Genomic DNA, 13,958 nt, shown 5'->3' on the forward strand with positions numbered 1-13,958 from the left:
GACTCAACGGTTGGCTGCTGAAGCCGCCTCCGCGCTGTCATTCATCGCCTTGAACTTCGCGATGAGCTCCTCGTTGGTCAGTCCCAAGTTGTCGATCATGGCCTTGGCATCGCGCGCGAAGGGATGATCGGGGTATTCATTGATCACTTGCTGATAGATCCGCTTCGCCTCCCCATCCTGATCCAGATCATCGTCGAGGGTGAGGGCCTTCATGTACAGCACGTCCACGCGGCGGCGCCAACTCTGGTAATTGTGCGTGATGCGATCATAGAGCGCGATGGCCTCATCGGGCTGTTGTCCGCTCTTGTGCATTCCAGCGGCGCGGAAGAGGTACTCCGGCGCCATGCTGTCCAGCGGATAGGCCGCAGCGTAGGCCTTATAGATATCGATCATGCCCAAGGCCGTGCGCTGATCGAACGCGCGGTGCTCGAAGAGCGAATCCTCTTTGGACCGGATGCGCTCGCGGGCCTCGATCATCTTGGCGTCAGGAGCAGCATCGGATCCTCCGCAGGCCGCGAGCAGCACGACGGGAAGGAGCTTGAAGAGGTCTCGCATGTTCCTTGTCATTTCATAGGTGTGAATCGGAGCTTGTACGTGGCGTCGGTCTTGCCGCGTGAGAGGTCGCGCAATCTGCCTTGCAGCAGGCGGCGTCGAAGAGCGGGAAGGTGGTCAACGAAGAGGATGCCATCGAGGTGGTCGTGCTCGTGCTGGATGACGCGTGCTGCGAAGCCATCATAGGCCTCTTCATGCGCCTTGAATCCCTCGTCCATGTATTGGAGCACGATCCGGGATTGCCGGCTCACATTCTCGCGGATGCCTGGAATGCTCAGGCAGCCCTCCTCGAAGGGCCACTCCTCCCCCTCCTCATCCACGATGTACGGATTGATGAAGACCTTCTTGAAGTCCCTCAAGTGGGCCTCTTCCGTTGGCTTCCCATCCTCATCCACGGCGAATGGCGAGGCATCCACGATGAAAAGGCGGATGCTCTGTCCTACTTGCGGAGCAGCCAGTCCTACACCGTTCGCCGCGTACATCGTCTCGTACATGTCCGCGATGAGCTGCTCCAGTCCGGCATGCCCGGGTTTGATGTCCTGGGCCACCTTCTTCAGCACGGGATCGCCATAGGCGCGGATAGGCAGTATCATGGGGCCGCGAAAGTAGCCTGCTTCACTGGCGGCCCAAAGCCTTATGGGTGCTGGCCGATGGCAGTGGCTCATCTTTGCCCGCCCGAAACGGTAACCATGCGCCAACGCAAACCGAAGGAGACCATTTTCTGGGAGGCCGTGCCGATCATCGGGGCTGGGGCCAATGGGAAAGCCCTAGCCAAGGTCGATGGCCTCGTGGTCTTCGTGTCCGAGGCCGTGCCCGGTGATGTGGCCGACCTCCGCGTGCTGGCGAAGAAGAAGAGCTACGCCGAGGCAACCGCGGTCCGGATCGTGCAGCCTTCACCGGACCGCGTGCCGGCTTTCTGCGCGCACTTCGGGACCTGCGGCGGCTGCAAGTGGCAGGACCTCTCCTATGCCAAGCAGCTCGAGTACAAGCAGCAGCAGGTAACCGACAATCTCGAGCGTATCGGCGGCTTGGAACTGCCGCCCGTGGTACCGATCATGCCTTCGTCCGCGCTCACGCATTACCGGAACAAGCTCGAGTTCACCTTCAGCGCGAGCCGTTGGTTCACCAAGGAAGAGATAGGCGCACCCGATGAGTTCACTGACCGCAATGCGCTGGGTTTCCATATCCCGCAGCGCTTCGATCGGGTACTGGACATAAGCGAATGCCACCTGCAGCCTGCACCCAGCGACGCCATACGGAGCTTCATCCGTGCGCATGCAAAGGAGCACGGCCTCAGCTTCTACAACATCCGCGAGCACATCGGCTTCTTGCGAACGCTGCTGATCAGGACCACCACCACGGGAGAGTGCATGGTGCTGGTGGCTCTGGGGCATGAGGATACGATGGCCCGCGAGCGGCTGCTCCATTCTCTTGTTGGTGCTTTCCCGCGGATCACATCCGTGCTATGGACCATCAACACCAAGAAGAACGACACCATATACGACCTGGAGATCAACTGCTTCCATGGTCGTGACCACATCGTTGAAGAGCTGCCGGATGGCCCCGGCGGAAGGCCCTTGCGCTTCCGCATCGGGCCGAAGACCTTCTTCCAGACCAATCCGCAGCAGACCATCGCGCTGTACAAGCTTGTGCGCGAGCTCGCAGGGCTCACAGGGCAGGAGAACGTGTACGACCTGTATTGCGGAGCGGGCAGCATCACGCTATACCTCGCAAGTGGCGCGCGTCATGTGTCGGGCGTGGAACTCTTGCCGGAGAGCATCGCCGACGCGCGCGTGAATGCCGAGCTGAACGGCATCACCAACGTGCGCTTCACCGCCGGCGACATGAAGAGGACCCTGAGCCCCGATTTCGTGCGTGAGCAAGGCAGGCCCGATGTGGTGGTGACCGATCCGCCGCGTGCCGGCATGGACGAGCCCGTGACGCGCCACTTGCTGGAACTGGACCCGCAACGCATCGTGTACGTGAGCTGCAATCCCGCCACGCAAGCACGCGACCTCGCCATCCTCAACGATCGCTACCGCATTGACTTCGTGCAGCCTGTGGACATGTTCCCGCACACCTACCACGTGGAGAATGTGGTGCGGCTCGCGCGACGATGAATTGACATGGGACGCTTCAACCGCCGATGAACCTCGCCCACGACTTCTGGCATCAGCGCTACGCCACTGGCGAGACCGGTTGGGACCTGGGTGCGCCCAGCACACCGCTGAAGGAATACCTCGATCAGCTCACGGACAAGGAACAGCGGATCCTCATTCCGGGCGGAGGGCGTGCCTGGGAAGCGGAATACGCGCACCGGCTCGGCTTCCAGAACGTCCTCGTCCTCGACCTCACCGATGCGCCGCTGAACGATTTGCTAGAACGCTGCCCGGATTTCCCGCGGGCGCATTTCATCGTCGGTGATTTCTTCGCGCACCGAGGCCGCTATGACCTGATCCTGGAGCAGACCTTCTTCTGCGCGATCGACCCCGTGCTCCGCGAGCAATATGTGGCGCAGATGCACCGATTGCTCAATCCTGGCGGGAAGCTGGCAGGGGTGCTCTTCAACGACGCCCTGAATGCGGACAAGCCCCCATTCGGCGGGTTCCTCAACGACTACCTGCCGCTCTTCCGACCCTGGTTCCCGAGCGTGACCATGGAGCCGTGCCGCAACAGCATCGCGCCGCGCGCTGGCCGCGAGCTCTGGCTGAACGCCGAGAAGCACAAGCCCGTGGGATGCGAGCTACTGGACCGTTTCGAGGACGCCGCTCTTAAGCAGATGCCGGTGGTGCTCCATTTGAACGATGGGCAAAAGCTCGCTTGCCGGATAAGCAGCATCATTGCACGAGACGGTGCAGACTGGCTGATCCTCCACGGCGGCAAGCAACTGCGCGCCGATTCCGTTGCCAGCATGGAGTGATCGGTGGTTCGGCATCGGATTTCTTTGCCGACCTTGAGCCGCACGACACCATGCCACAAAGGAGCGCACCCAAGGAGGTCCAGGAGTACTTCGAATCGTTGCCTGATGCCCAGCGCGAGCAGCTTGGTGCTCTGCGCAGCCACCTTCGCCGCGTTTGGCCCGGAGCCGTTGAGGACTTCTCCTATCGGATGCCCACCTACTGCATCGATGGCAAGCCTGCATTCGCCCTGGCCGCGCAGAAGAGCACCGTTGTGCTGCATGTGATCGCATACGACCTGCTTCACCCCTTCAAGAACGACTTGATGCGCTTCGATTGCGGACCCGCCTGCATCCGCATCCGGGTGCTGACACCGGCCTTGGAGGACTTGATCGATCGGGTGATCAAATACGTGGGCAGCCAGATCCATACGAGCCAGCACTCGACCCGTCCCACCCGTCTTCGGGCGTCGGCTTCTGTGAAGTGATTGGTTCCTTTTCAACCATGAGCATTCGCCGAAGCCGGCCTCGAGTGAAGGCGACGTCAGAGCACCCCGCCGCCAACTGTTAGTGCCATTGGGCAATATCCTGCCTTGATCCCGCCATTTACCTTGGCCCCCATGAGCGAGCGCACCTTGGTGCTGGACCATGATCAAGTGCAGCGGAAGCTGCGCCGCATCGCGCATCAGCTGCACGAGGAGCATCATGCCGAGAAGGAGATCGTGCTGGTGGGCATTGCCCCGCGCGGAGCCACGCTGGCCAAGCGTCTGACCGCCCTGCTGGAGAGCATATCCGAAATGAAAGTCCGACTGGTTGAGCTCAAGCTCGACAAGGACCATCCGCTTGAGCGCCCTGTGCAGCTCGGCATTGAGCCCAAGGATCTGAAGAACCGTGTGGTGGTGCTCGTGGATGATGTATTGATGAGCGGCCGCACGTTGATGCATGCCGCCAGCTATCTGGTCCAGGCTCCGATCAAGCGCCTCACCACCGTGGTGCTCGTGGACCGGAGGCACCGGCTATTCCCCATCCGCGCCGATATCGTGGGCCTTACGCTGAGCACCACCCTGCAAGAGCGCATCAGTGTGGAATTCGGGCGAAAGGACGCCGTTCACTTGCGCTGAGCCAGGAGTGCGGCTTCGATCCGCGCCACGACCTCCTCCGCCGCACCTTCGCCTCGCACACGCACTGGTGCCTGACTGTATGCCAGGGCACGCTGGTCGAGCAGGTCCATGACCCGTTCGCGCAAGGCGTCGCCCTTCAAACCGAAGAGCAAGGGCCGATCGCCTCCGGCGCGTTCGATCCGCGGCATCAAGGTCTCCAACGCCACGTCTATCCAGACCATCGTGCCGATCGACCGCAGAAGTGCCAGATTCCCGGGCACCGTAGGCGTTCCCCCGCCTGTAGCGATCACGGAATCCGGAGCATCCGCTAAGGCGGCGAGCACCTCGCTTTCTACCGCGCGGAAAGCCTCCTCCCCAGAGCGCTGCACGAATGGCAGAAGCGGGCCCACGCGGGCTTCGATCTCCCGGTCCAGGTCGATGAATGGTAAACCGAGACGCGGCGCCAGAAGGCGCCCTACGGTGCTCTTTCCGCAGCACATCATGCCGATGAGGTGGATGTGGCTGATGGCTGAAAGGGGATTGAATGATCACACCGGAAAGTACCGTTGTGGCGCTGATGGCCGATGGCAGCGGGTGAACATCACCCGTAGAAGCCGGTGGCTACCGCCAAAGAAAGAACTTCGCCGCCCATGAAGCTGATTGAAGCCAAAGACGCGAAGGCCCTGAAGGATTGGATGCGCCTGCCATGGAGCATCTATTCCAAGGACAGCAATTGGATCCCCCACCTGAAACAGGACATCGAGAAGGTCTTCGATCCCGAGCGAAACAAGCTGTTCCAACCCGACAAGGAAAGCGGCAAGCGCGCCGAAGCGGTCCGATGGGTGCTGTATGGCGCAGATGGAAAGGCCATCGGCCGCATCGCCGCATTCGTGAACCCGCGCACGGCCTGGACCGAGAAGCAGCCCACCGGCGGAATGGGGTTCTTCGAGTGCATCAACGACCAAAGCGCGGCAACGCTCCTGCTCGACGCCGCCCGCGAATGGCTGCGCGCGCGCGGCATGAAGGCCATGGACGGCCCGGTCAACCTGGGCGACCGCAACCAGTTCTGGGGGCTGCTGATCGAGAACTTCACCGATCCGCCGATATACGGGACCAACTACAACCCGCCGTACTACGAAGAGCTCCTCGAGTCCTACGGTTTCCAGCTGTACTTCAAACAGCTCTTCTTCAAGCGCTCCGTCACGGTCGGCGCCCAGCCCATCTTCCACCGGAAGTACAACCAGCTCAAGAACGACCCGGATATCCTCATACATGAATGCACGGGCCGCAGCCTGAAGCAGATCGCCGAGGATTTCTGCACGGTATACAATGATGCCTGGGTTGACCACGAGAACCACAAGGCCATGGAGCTGGCCACTGCGCTCAAGATCGTCAAGGCGATGAAGCCCGTGATGGACCCGCGCCTTCTCATGTTCATCCGCCACAAGGACCGGCCCGTGGCCATGTACATCAGCCTGCCGGAGCTCAATGAGATATTCCGGTACGTCAACGGAGACCTCAACTGGTTGGGCAAGCTGAAATTCCTCTGGCACAAGAAGAGAGGCACGGTGAAGACCATGACGGGCATCGTGTTCGGCGTGGCCAAGGCGTGGCAGGGCAAGGGCCTCGAGGGTGCACTCATCGTATTCGCTGAGAAGACCATCGTAGAGAAGAAGCTCTACCACGACACCATCCTCACCTGGATCGGCGATTTCAACCCCCGCATGATCAAGGTGTGCCAGAACCTCGATGCCGTGAATTACCGCACCCTTGCCACCTTCCGGTACCTCTTCGACCGCAATGCCCCGTTCGAGCGGCATCCGGTGATCGAGAAAAAGGAGAAATGAACTCCGTTTGGCACAGTGGATCAGATCTCTACTTTTGCCGCCCCTTGGCGCAGGGACCCTTCGGGGGAAGCGCGCCGGAGGACTCGGTAGCTCAGTTGGTAGAGCACAACACTTTTAATGTTGGGGTCCCGGGTTCGAGCCCCGGCCGAGTCACCAAACCGATCACACGAGCGAGCGTGATCGGCTTCTTTGAAAGCCTGCCCAGGTGGCGAAATTGGTAGACGCACTACTTTGAGGTGGTAGCGCCCGAAAGGGTGTGCTGGTTCGAGTCCAGTCCTGGGCACTTGATGAACAAAGCCTCGCCGCGCCGCGGCGGGGCTTTCTCATGCTTCGACGGACCAAGCGCAGCGTGAACCCGGAGGCGCGCATGAAAGCCCCAGCGAGCGGAGCGGGCAGGGCTCGATTCCCTTCACGGCCGAACCGGCCCGACGGCGCGAACCGGTGTCAGTTCAGTCCTCAACACCGTTGGTGGCCAGGAGGCCCTGCCCAAGAGGTGGCGTCGGCTGCCAGAGAAAATGAGGACGGGTGAGCAAACTCAGCGATGGAATACCAATACGGCGAGCTGATCACGGTCGTACGGCGGTCCATGCCCGCATCTTTGAGCCGAAGTCCCTGGCCGAGGGTCTTGGATGCCCGCACCGCGGTAATCTGATTCACGAAGCCACTCAAGACCCTGAGCATGGAATCTCCGCTGAAGGACCTCCTCGTGATCGAGGCTGCCACGGTGCTCGCCGGCCCCTCCGTGGGTCTATTCCTGGCGGAGCTGGGCGCGCGGGTCGTGAAGGTGGAACCGCCCACAGGCGATGTCACCCGATCTTGGAAGCTGCCATCCGAGGATCCGAACGGACCAGTGAGCGCGTACTTCAGCAGCGTGAACTGGGGCAGGACCATCAGCGCCTCAACCTGAAGGATGCCATTGACCGAGCTCGGTTCGATGCGCTCTTGCAGGATGCCGATGTGCTCATCACCAACCACATGGCTGGTGACGCGGAGAAGCTCGGCCTTGCACGCGAGCGCCTCAGCGACCTGAATCCGCGATTGGTCCATGGCCACATAAAGGGCTTTGCCGACCAGCCGGGGCGCCCCGCCTATGATGTGGTGCTGCAGGCGGAGTGCGGCTATATCAGCATGACCGGCAGCGGACCCGACCACCCGGCGAAGATGCCCATCGCCCTTATCGACATGCTGGCCGCGCATCAGCTGAAGGAAGGCCTTCTGCTCGCTCTGCTCCATCGCGAGCGCAGCGGCATGGGAAGCTACGTTGAGGTCTCCCTTGAAGAGGCCGCGCTGGCAGGGCTCATCAATCAGGCGAGCAATTTCCTGATGGCCGATGCAGTGGCCAGGCCCATGGGCACGCTGCACCCCAATATCGCTCCGTACGGTGAAGTGTTCCGCTGCGCGGATGCGGGGCGGATCATCCTGGCGGTGGGCAGCGATGCGCAGTTCAGGGTGCTGTGCGCGTTGCTCGGATCGCCTGCAGCGGCAACCGATGCGCGATTCGCATCCAATGCCCTTCGCGTGCGGCATCGTTCGGCTCTGCACGATGCGCTATCACCAGCTTTCGCTTCAGAGGCCCGCGATCCGCTGTTGGAGCGATTGCTCAAGGGCGGGGTGCCGGCCGGGGCGGTGCGATCAATGGATGAAGTGCTCGCCACTCCCGCGGCGCGCCGAATGACCCTCCGATCCGAGATCGATGGTGCGCATACGATGCGGTTGCGCGGCAATGCCTTCCGCATCGGCGATTGAGCCTTATCGCTGGGCGGGCGCTCGCTGCGCCTTCAATGCGTGCTTCAAGAGGGGCACCAGGCGCTGCGCCTCTTCATCGGTGAGCCCTTTACCGAAGGCGACCTTCTTCCCCAGGTGCTCGAAGCCCAGGCGCTCGCCGCCTATCATCCACACGCTGTCGTTCCACTGCCATTTCCACGAATCACGATCGATGTTGAGCAAGCCGAGGCCTTCGACATTCTCCGCGAAATACTCCGTGGCCCGCCCGAACCCGAAGAGGCTATCCTTGACCGTGAGCTTCCCTTCCTTCACCCTCCACAGCTCGAAGCCCTTGAAACGCCAGAGGGTCGCCCGCCCCACCTGCAGCATGAAATAAAGCCAGAACGCGAGGAATGCGAGCAGGTATTGCCGGAGCGGGTCGCCCAAGGGAACCTTGGCGCGCTCAAAGAGGATGAGGATGCCGCACAGGAGCCAGGCGGCGACCCAGACCAGCAGCATCACCCGTTTGCCGCCGGACGGCCTTGCACTGATCACAACGCTGAACCGGCCATCGCCACGGTCCACGCTCACGCGATCGCTGATGAACTCCATCACGCCTTCACTTGTGCCAGCACCTGCGCATACAGCGATTCGTAGCGAGGCAGGATCTCCATCAGGTCGAAGCGCGCAGCGCTGCGCAGGGCGTGCTGCCGGTATGCGGCGAGACTTGCGTCATCGCCGAGTATCGCTGCGGCCGCATCGGCGAAGGCGCGCGCATCGCCCACTGGGCACAAGAGCCCGCTCTCCCCGTGCGAGACCACTTCGGGCAGTCCGCCGGAATCGCTGCAGACCACCGGCACCCCGCAGGCCATCGCCTCCAAGGCAGCCAATCCGAAACTCTCGGTCTCGCTGGGCAGCACGAAAAGGTCGCAGCTGGCCACCACCTCTTCAGGGCGGGTCATCTTTCCGAGGAAGTGGATCTGATCGCAGGTGCCATCCTGCCTGCATTGGGTCTCGATCCGTTGCCGCTCCGGCCCGTCACCGATCAGCAGCAGGCGCACCGGCATTTGCTGCCGCAGCAGCTTGAACATGCCCACCACGTCATCCACGCGCTTCACCGCCCTGAAGTTGGAGACATGCACGAGCAGGCGCTCGCCTCTCGGCGCATAGCGCTGCCGGAGGTTGGGGTCATGATGGTGCTTGTACAGTTCGAGGCAAACGAAGTTGGGGATCACCTGCACGTCTCGCTTCAGCGGGAAATGGGAATAGGTATCGCGGCGCAGGCTCTCGCTCACGGCGGTCACGGCATTGCTCCGCTCCATGCTGAAGGTGATCACCGGCTCGAAGCTGGGGTCGCGGCCAACGAGCGTGATGTCGGTGCCGTGCAAGGTGGTGATGAAGGGCACGCGGATGCCTTGCGCGTCCAGAATCCGCTGTGCCATCCACGCTGCGCTGGCATGCGGGATGGCATAATGCACGTGCATGAGGTCGAGGCCCTCGTACTTGGCCACATCAACGAGCTTGCTGGTGAGCACGAGCTCGTAGGGCTGGTAATCGAAGAGCGGGTAATCGCTCACGCGCACCTCATGGTAGAACACGTTCGGGTGATCGCGAAGCCGGACCGGCCGATCGTAGGTGATGAAATGGATGATATGGCCCTTTTCCGCCAAGGCCATGCCCAGCTCGGTGGCCACCACGCCGCTTCCGCCAAAGGTGGGATAACAGACAATGCCGATGCGCATGTTTCGGATGGTGCGCAAAGATGGCCTGCGGCGCCATCCGTGCCGATGCGATCTTCGCCGCCATGCCTGCCGCCGTGAAGCGATTCTGGGATGCCCCTCCGACGAGCGCGTTGCGCTGGCTGACCCTGATCGCCCTTGCGCCACGGCTGTTGGCCGCACTCTTCAGTCCCGGCTACTTCGCGCACGACGATCATTTCCTGGTGATCGAGGCCGCGGCCAGTTGGGCCGATGGATTCGACTACAACTATTGGCTGCCTTGGAACCAGGGCTCGGATCCGACGCCCAGCGGCCACAGCTTCTTCTACGTGGGCATCCACTTCCTCCTGTTCTCCGGACTGAAGGCCATCGGGATCACCGATCCTCGCGCATTGATGCTCGTGGTTAGACTGCTCCACGCCGTGTGGAGCTTGATCGTGGTGCGTGCGGGGCATCGCATCGCGCATCGCCTCGCCGGTCCTGTGGTGGCCTGGCAAGCTGGTCTCTTTTTAGCGCTCTTCTGCTTCATGCCCTTCCTCAGCGTGCGCAATCTGGTGGAGATGGCGTGCATTCCGCTGCTGATGATCGGTAGCCTGCGCCTGCTCGAATCCGATGCGGACCGCTCCTGGCGAACGGCGCTCGTGGCCGGACTCTGGATCGGGCTGGCCATGAATGTTCGGTTCCAGACCATCTTCTTCGCTGCTGGTCCAGGGCTAGGGTTCCTGATCATGCAGCGATGGGGCCAGGCAATCGCATACGGGGCGGGCGTGCTGCTTCCCTTAGCCGTCATCCAAGGTGGCATCGACCTGTTCCTCTGGGGACGGCCATGGGCGGAGATCACCCAATACGTGCTCTACAATCTCAGCAACACCACCACCTATGGCGTGCTGCCGTGGTACAATTACCTGCTCTTGCTTGCGGGCCTCCTGCTTCCGCCGTTGAGCCTGGCCGTCCTGTTCGGGTTCTTCCGCAAGCGGAAGCCTTTGGTGCTCTGGCTGCCCGTGCTGCTCTTCGTGGCCATCCACTCCTACTTCCCGAATAAGCAGGAACGGTTCCTGCTGCCCATCGTTCCCTTGCTCTTCGTGCTGGGCTATGCAAGTTGGGAGCAGTGGCGCAGTGCTTCGGGCTGGTGGAGCGCGCGCAAAGGGCTCTGGCATGCTGCGTTGGCCTTCGTGTGGTCGTTGAATCTGTTGCTGCTTCCATTCCTCAGCACCACGTACAGCAAGCGCAGCCGTATTGAGGCCATGCTCATGCTGCGCGATGAGCGTCCGCTCGGGGGCCTGATCCTCGATGACCGTGAAGAGGACCCGGCCATGCCGCCGCTGTTCTACCTGGGCCAATGGGACATGGGGGTATTCCCGCTGGGACCTGGCCAGGCCGATCTGGATCCGGGTGAGTTCCTGCGCGAGAAACAGCTCGATGGCCGCGACCATCATGTCCTCTTCATCGGCCAGGAGAAGATCGATGAGCGCATCGCGCGCTTCGAGGCGGGCTACGGCCCGGTGCAGGTGATCGGGAGGGCGGAGCCGGGCCTCATCGATCGCATCGTGCATTGGTTGAATCCGGTGAACCGGAACGAAGTCATCATCATTGCGCGCATCAGCGACCGGAACGCGCTTTAATTCGCGGCCATGCTCGAACTCAGCCACCTCGACCCTGCCGTGCTCCTTACCGGGCATGGCCTCATCGCACTGCTCACGCTCACCGCGCTGGAGATCGTGCTAGGCATCGACAACATCATCTTCATCTCGATCATCAGCAACAGCCTTTCCGACAAGAAGGACCAGCGCAAGGCGCGTCAATTGGGCCTGGCCTTGGCGATGCTCACGCGCATTGCGCTGCTGCTCTCGTTGAGCTGGGTCATGAGCCTCGATCAGCCCTTCATCACCCCATTCGGCCACCCGTTCAGCGGAAGGGACCTGGTGCTGCTCGCCGGCGGCCTCTTCCTCATCTACAAGGCCACGGCAGAGATCCACGAGAAGATGGTTGGCACGCACCACAAGAGCGGTGCGAAACGCAAGGCGAAGGGCCTCCCAGCGGTGATCGGGCAGATCATCCTGATCGATCTCGTCTTCTCGATCGACTCGGTCATCACCGCGGTTGGCATGAGCAATGAGATCATCATCATGGTGCTGGCCGTGATCATCGCGGTGGCGGTGATGATGCTCGCCGCTGGCGCTATCAGCTCCTTCGTGGAGAAGCACGCTACCGTGAAAGTGCTGGCGCTTGCGTTCCTGGTGATGATCGGCGTGGCGCTGCTCATCGAGGGCATGGGCGAGCACATCAACAAGAACTACATCTACTTCGCCATGGCCTTCAGCGTGACGGTCGAGATGCTGAACCTGCGCATGGCGCGCAAGGGGCTGATGGAGCGCTAGGCCGCCTAGGGCAACTGCTCGGTCCGGGTGCTCGTGGGCACCGATCCGCCGATGTTCACCAGGATGATGTCCCGGTCGTTCCCGTTACCGGTGTACCGCACCACCCCATCGAGGTTCACGTCCTCCGCAAAGTAACCGGCCATCGTCGCCGTGGGCGTTGACCCGCCGATCCGTGTGAGTATGGGGTCCCGGTCATTGCCTTGCCCGATGTACTGGAGCGTGCCGTTGCGGTTCACATCGCCAGCGTACATGAGCAGTCGCGTCCCCACCATCTTCGCGGCGTTGGCACCGCCGAGCAGGCCCACTGAGCCATTGCTGAAGTCCAACGATAACGGATTGCTGGTGAGCGCCACCGGTGCTGCGCTCATGATGCCCAAATGGTTCCGGTGCCGCACGGCCACGTGATAGCCGCCCGCTGGCACATTCATCGTGACCGATGAGGTGCCATCAGCCGCGTTGACCACATCGCCATCCGCTTGCAGCAGCGCGCTGCGCGATGCCAGCACCAATGCCGGGGCACTTGAGCTGCGCAATTCCACCACCACCCAATCCACCACGGCATTCGCGCCGGTGATGCTGAGCACGGCTGCGCTGGTGGCCTCCCCGCCGCCGCCGCCCGCATGCGCATAGCCCGCCGACGTGAACGGCTCAGTCAATGGAACCAACCCATTCGCGCGAAGGGTGGAATTCATCTGCAAGGTGGATGTGCTGTAAGGCCCTTCAAGGTAAACCCGCGGCCGAACCGCAACGGAGGGAATGCCCTGCTGCGCCACGTTCCAGACGGCAACCATGTTATTGAGGCCGCCTGCCACGATCCTGTTCTCCGTGGGCGACCAGGCCACGGAGACGAAGAAGCTCGACCCCGTTGCGGTGAGCACCTGCTGCTGCATCCCGGTTGCCAGGCTCCAGATGCGCACGCTCTGATCCACGGATGCGCTCGCGATGAAGGCCCCGTTCGGCGACACCTCCACCGACCGCACATCGCCGGTGTGGCCCGTGATGGTCCGCTCGAGATCCCCCGTGCCCGCGATCCACACCCGAACGGCGTCGTCAGTGCCGCCGCTCACGATGCGCTGGCCGTCGGGCGTGAACTTCACGCCGAAGACCCAGCCTGGATGCGAGAATGAGCGTATGAACGCACCGCTGCTGCTCCAGAGCTTCACCAGGCCATCGCTGCCTGAGGTGGCGATGAATTGCCCATCAGCCGACCAGGAGACTCCCAGCACCTCATTGGCGTGCGCCACAACGTTCACGAGCTGGCTCCCACCGGGCATGCTATAGACGATGAGCCGACCGCTGCCAGCCCCCACCGCGACCTTGTCGCTGGCGGGAGAGAAATCCACGGAGTAAAGGGCGCCGGTATTGTTGGTGATGGTGGTCAGGAGAGAGGCGCTGGAACCGCTGACCTGGAAAACCTGCAGATTGCCCGTCTCTTCGGCATTGACCAGGTATTGGCCGTTGGAGGAGAACTTCACGCCGGCGGAGCATAGCAGTGAATTGCTCACCTGATAATCCCAGGTCATTCCACCATTGGTCGTCTGGAACATGCGCAGCCGAGCTTGAGGGCATTCGCTGCCGCTGAGCACATGCTGGCCATTGGCGGAGAAGGCTACACCGTACACGGCACGTTGCTCCGGATGCCCCGTTGCGGTCCAAAGCAGCGCCTGGGCGGCAGCGCTGCACGTGGCGGCGGAAGCAATCAGTGAAATCAGTAGGCGCATGATGCCGCTAAGTTAGGCTACCGCCTGCGCAGGCGACAGGCG

Annotated in this window: 15 protein-coding genes and 2 tRNA genes; 11 read left to right on the top strand and 6 right to left on the bottom strand. The window is 62.1% G+C overall.

The features are described from left to right. Positions 1-3: 3 nt before the first annotated feature. Together IPK70_09185 and IPK70_09190 are read right to left on the bottom strand one after the other, a co-directional pair. The gene (locus IPK70_09185; GenBank protein ID MBK8227333.1) at positions 4-555 is read right to left on the bottom strand and encodes a tetratricopeptide repeat protein; all 552 of its coding nucleotides are present in this window, start codon (positions 553-555) and stop codon (positions 4-6) included. Between the two features lie 8 nt (positions 556-563). Continuing rightward, complete coding sequence (locus tag IPK70_09190) at positions 564-1,145, bottom strand: peptide deformylase (GenBank protein ID MBK8227334.1); 582 nt, start codon at positions 1,143-1,145, stop codon at positions 564-566. Positions 1,146-1,241: 96 nt separating this feature from the next. On the opposite strand from IPK70_09190, the gene rlmD reads away from it, so the two are divergent. The 4 genes from rlmD to IPK70_09210 all read left to right on the top strand — a co-directional run bounded on the left by rlmD (position 1,242) and on the right by IPK70_09210 (position 4,569). Then, the gene (rlmD, locus tag IPK70_09195) at positions 1,242-2,672 is read left to right on the top strand and encodes a 23S rRNA (uracil(1939)-C(5))-methyltransferase RlmD (GenBank protein ID MBK8227335.1); all 1,431 of its coding nucleotides are present in this window, start codon (positions 1,242-1,244) and stop codon (positions 2,670-2,672) included. Between the two features lie 26 nt (positions 2,673-2,698). After that, on the top strand, positions 2,699-3,472 hold the full coding sequence (locus tag IPK70_09200; protein ID MBK8227336.1) for an SAM-dependent methyltransferase: 774 nt from the start codon (positions 2,699-2,701) through the stop codon (positions 3,470-3,472). Positions 3,473-3,522: 50 nt separating this feature from the next. Beyond that, on the top strand, positions 3,523-3,936 hold the full coding sequence (locus tag IPK70_09205) for a DUF1801 domain-containing protein (GenBank protein MBK8227337.1): 414 nt from the start codon (positions 3,523-3,525) through the stop codon (positions 3,934-3,936). 132 nt (positions 3,937-4,068) lie between these two features. After that, a complete protein-coding gene (locus IPK70_09210) occupies positions 4,069-4,569 on the top strand; it encodes a phosphoribosyltransferase (protein ID MBK8227338.1) in 501 nt (166 codons plus the stop codon). Here the strand turns inward: IPK70_09210 and IPK70_09215 are convergent. Next, the gene (locus IPK70_09215) at positions 4,557-5,051 is read right to left on the bottom strand and encodes a shikimate kinase (GenBank protein MBK8227339.1); all 495 of its coding nucleotides are present in this window, start codon (positions 5,049-5,051) and stop codon (positions 4,557-4,559) included. The two genes, IPK70_09210 and IPK70_09215, sit on opposite strands and share 13 nt — an antisense overlap. A 147-nt stretch (positions 5,052-5,198) precedes the next feature. Here IPK70_09215 and IPK70_09220 point away from each other — a divergent pair, with 147 nt between their 5' ends. The 5 genes from IPK70_09220 to IPK70_09240 all read left to right on the top strand — a co-directional run bounded on the left by IPK70_09220 (position 5,199) and on the right by IPK70_09240 (position 8,141). Beyond that, positions 5,199-6,395 carry a hypothetical protein gene (locus IPK70_09220; GenBank protein MBK8227340.1) on the top strand — a complete coding sequence of 399 codons (1,197 nt, stop codon included), beginning with the start codon at positions 5,199-5,201 and terminating at the stop codon, positions 6,393-6,395. Positions 6,396-6,475: 80 nt separating this feature from the next. Then, positions 6,476-6,551, top strand: a tRNA-Lys gene (locus IPK70_09225). 43 nt (positions 6,552-6,594) lie between these two features. Then, positions 6,595-6,678: transfer RNA gene (locus tag IPK70_09230), tRNA-Leu, on the top strand. A gap of 396 nt (positions 6,679-7,074) precedes the next feature. After that, positions 7,075-7,302, top strand: coding sequence for a CoA transferase (locus tag IPK70_09235; GenBank protein MBK8227341.1), 228 nt, complete (start codon positions 7,075-7,077; stop codon positions 7,300-7,302). After that, positions 7,212-8,141, top strand: a complete 930-nt coding sequence (locus tag IPK70_09240; protein MBK8227342.1) for a CoA transferase — start codon at positions 7,212-7,214, stop codon at positions 8,139-8,141. Before IPK70_09235 ends, IPK70_09240 begins: the two co-directional genes overlap by 91 nt. Before the next feature lie 3 nt (positions 8,142-8,144). On the opposite strand, the gene IPK70_09245 is transcribed toward IPK70_09240, so the two are convergent. Together IPK70_09245 and bshA are read right to left on the bottom strand one after the other, a co-directional pair. After that, entirely contained in the window at positions 8,145-8,711 is a 567-nt protein-coding gene (locus tag IPK70_09245) for a hypothetical protein (protein ID MBK8227343.1), read from the bottom strand. Further along, positions 8,711-9,841, bottom strand: coding sequence for an N-acetyl-alpha-D-glucosaminyl L-malate synthase BshA (gene bshA, locus IPK70_09250; protein MBK8227344.1), 1,131 nt, complete (start codon positions 9,839-9,841; stop codon positions 8,711-8,713). Before bshA ends, IPK70_09245 begins: the two co-directional genes overlap by 1 nt. Before the next feature lie 62 nt (positions 9,842-9,903). Here bshA and IPK70_09255 point away from each other — a divergent pair, with 62 nt between their 5' ends. After that, positions 9,904-11,439 carry a glycosyltransferase family 39 protein gene (locus tag IPK70_09255; GenBank protein ID MBK8227345.1) on the top strand — a complete coding sequence of 512 codons (1,536 nt, stop codon included), beginning with the start codon at positions 9,904-9,906 and terminating at the stop codon, positions 11,437-11,439. Between the two features lie 9 nt (positions 11,440-11,448). Continuing rightward, entirely contained in the window at positions 11,449-12,195 is a 747-nt protein-coding gene (locus IPK70_09260; protein MBK8227346.1) for a TerC family protein, read from the top strand. 5 nt (positions 12,196-12,200) lie between these two features. Here the strand turns inward: IPK70_09260 and IPK70_09265 are convergent, their stop codons facing one another. Then, positions 12,201-13,916 (bottom strand): WD40 repeat domain-containing protein, encoded by a 1,716-nt coding sequence (locus tag IPK70_09265; protein ID MBK8227347.1) that lies wholly within the window; start codon positions 13,914-13,916, stop codon positions 12,201-12,203. Positions 13,917-13,958 lie beyond the last annotated feature (42 nt).

It is taken from the genome of Flavobacteriales bacterium (assembly GCA_016712535.1).
GTDB lineage: Bacteria > Bacteroidota > Bacteroidia > Flavobacteriales_F > PHOS-HE28 > PHOS-HE28.

Bases quoted from the DNA above. Each gene is read 5' to 3' on its own strand.
- IPK70_09185 (MBK8227333.1), bottom strand. From the start codon at position 555: ATGCGAGACCTCTTCAAGCTCCTTCCCGTCGTGCTGCTCGCGGCCTGC.
- IPK70_09190 (MBK8227334.1), bottom strand. From the start codon at position 1,145: ATGATACTGCCTATCCGCGCCTATGGCGATCCCGTGCTGAAGAAGGTG.
- rlmD (MBK8227335.1), top strand. From the start codon at position 1,242: ATGCGCCAACGCAAACCGAAGGAGACCATTTTCTGGGAGGCCGTGCCG.
- IPK70_09200 (MBK8227336.1), top strand. From the start codon at position 2,699: ATGAACCTCGCCCACGACTTCTGGCATCAGCGCTACGCCACTGGCGAG.
- IPK70_09205 (MBK8227337.1), top strand. From the start codon at position 3,523: ATGCCACAAAGGAGCGCACCCAAGGAGGTCCAGGAGTACTTCGAATCG.
- IPK70_09210 (MBK8227338.1), top strand. From the start codon at position 4,069: ATGAGCGAGCGCACCTTGGTGCTGGACCATGATCAAGTGCAGCGGAAG.
- IPK70_09215 (MBK8227339.1), bottom strand. From the start codon at position 5,051: ATGATGTGCTGCGGAAAGAGCACCGTAGGGCGCCTTCTGGCGCCGCGT.
- IPK70_09220 (MBK8227340.1), top strand. From the start codon at position 5,199: ATGAAGCTGATTGAAGCCAAAGACGCGAAGGCCCTGAAGGATTGGATG.
- IPK70_09235 (MBK8227341.1), top strand. From the start codon at position 7,075: ATGGAATCTCCGCTGAAGGACCTCCTCGTGATCGAGGCTGCCACGGTG.
- IPK70_09245 (MBK8227343.1), bottom strand. From the start codon at position 8,711: ATGGAGTTCATCAGCGATCGCGTGAGCGTGGACCGTGGCGATGGCCGG.
- bshA (MBK8227344.1), bottom strand. From the start codon at position 9,841: ATGCGCATCGGCATTGTCTGTTATCCCACCTTTGGCGGAAGCGGCGTG.
- IPK70_09255 (MBK8227345.1), top strand. From the start codon at position 9,904: ATGCCTGCCGCCGTGAAGCGATTCTGGGATGCCCCTCCGACGAGCGCG.
- IPK70_09260 (MBK8227346.1), top strand. From the start codon at position 11,449: ATGCTCGAACTCAGCCACCTCGACCCTGCCGTGCTCCTTACCGGGCAT.
- IPK70_09265 (MBK8227347.1), bottom strand. From the start codon at position 13,916: ATGCGCCTACTGATTTCACTGATTGCTTCCGCCGCCACGTGCAGCGCT.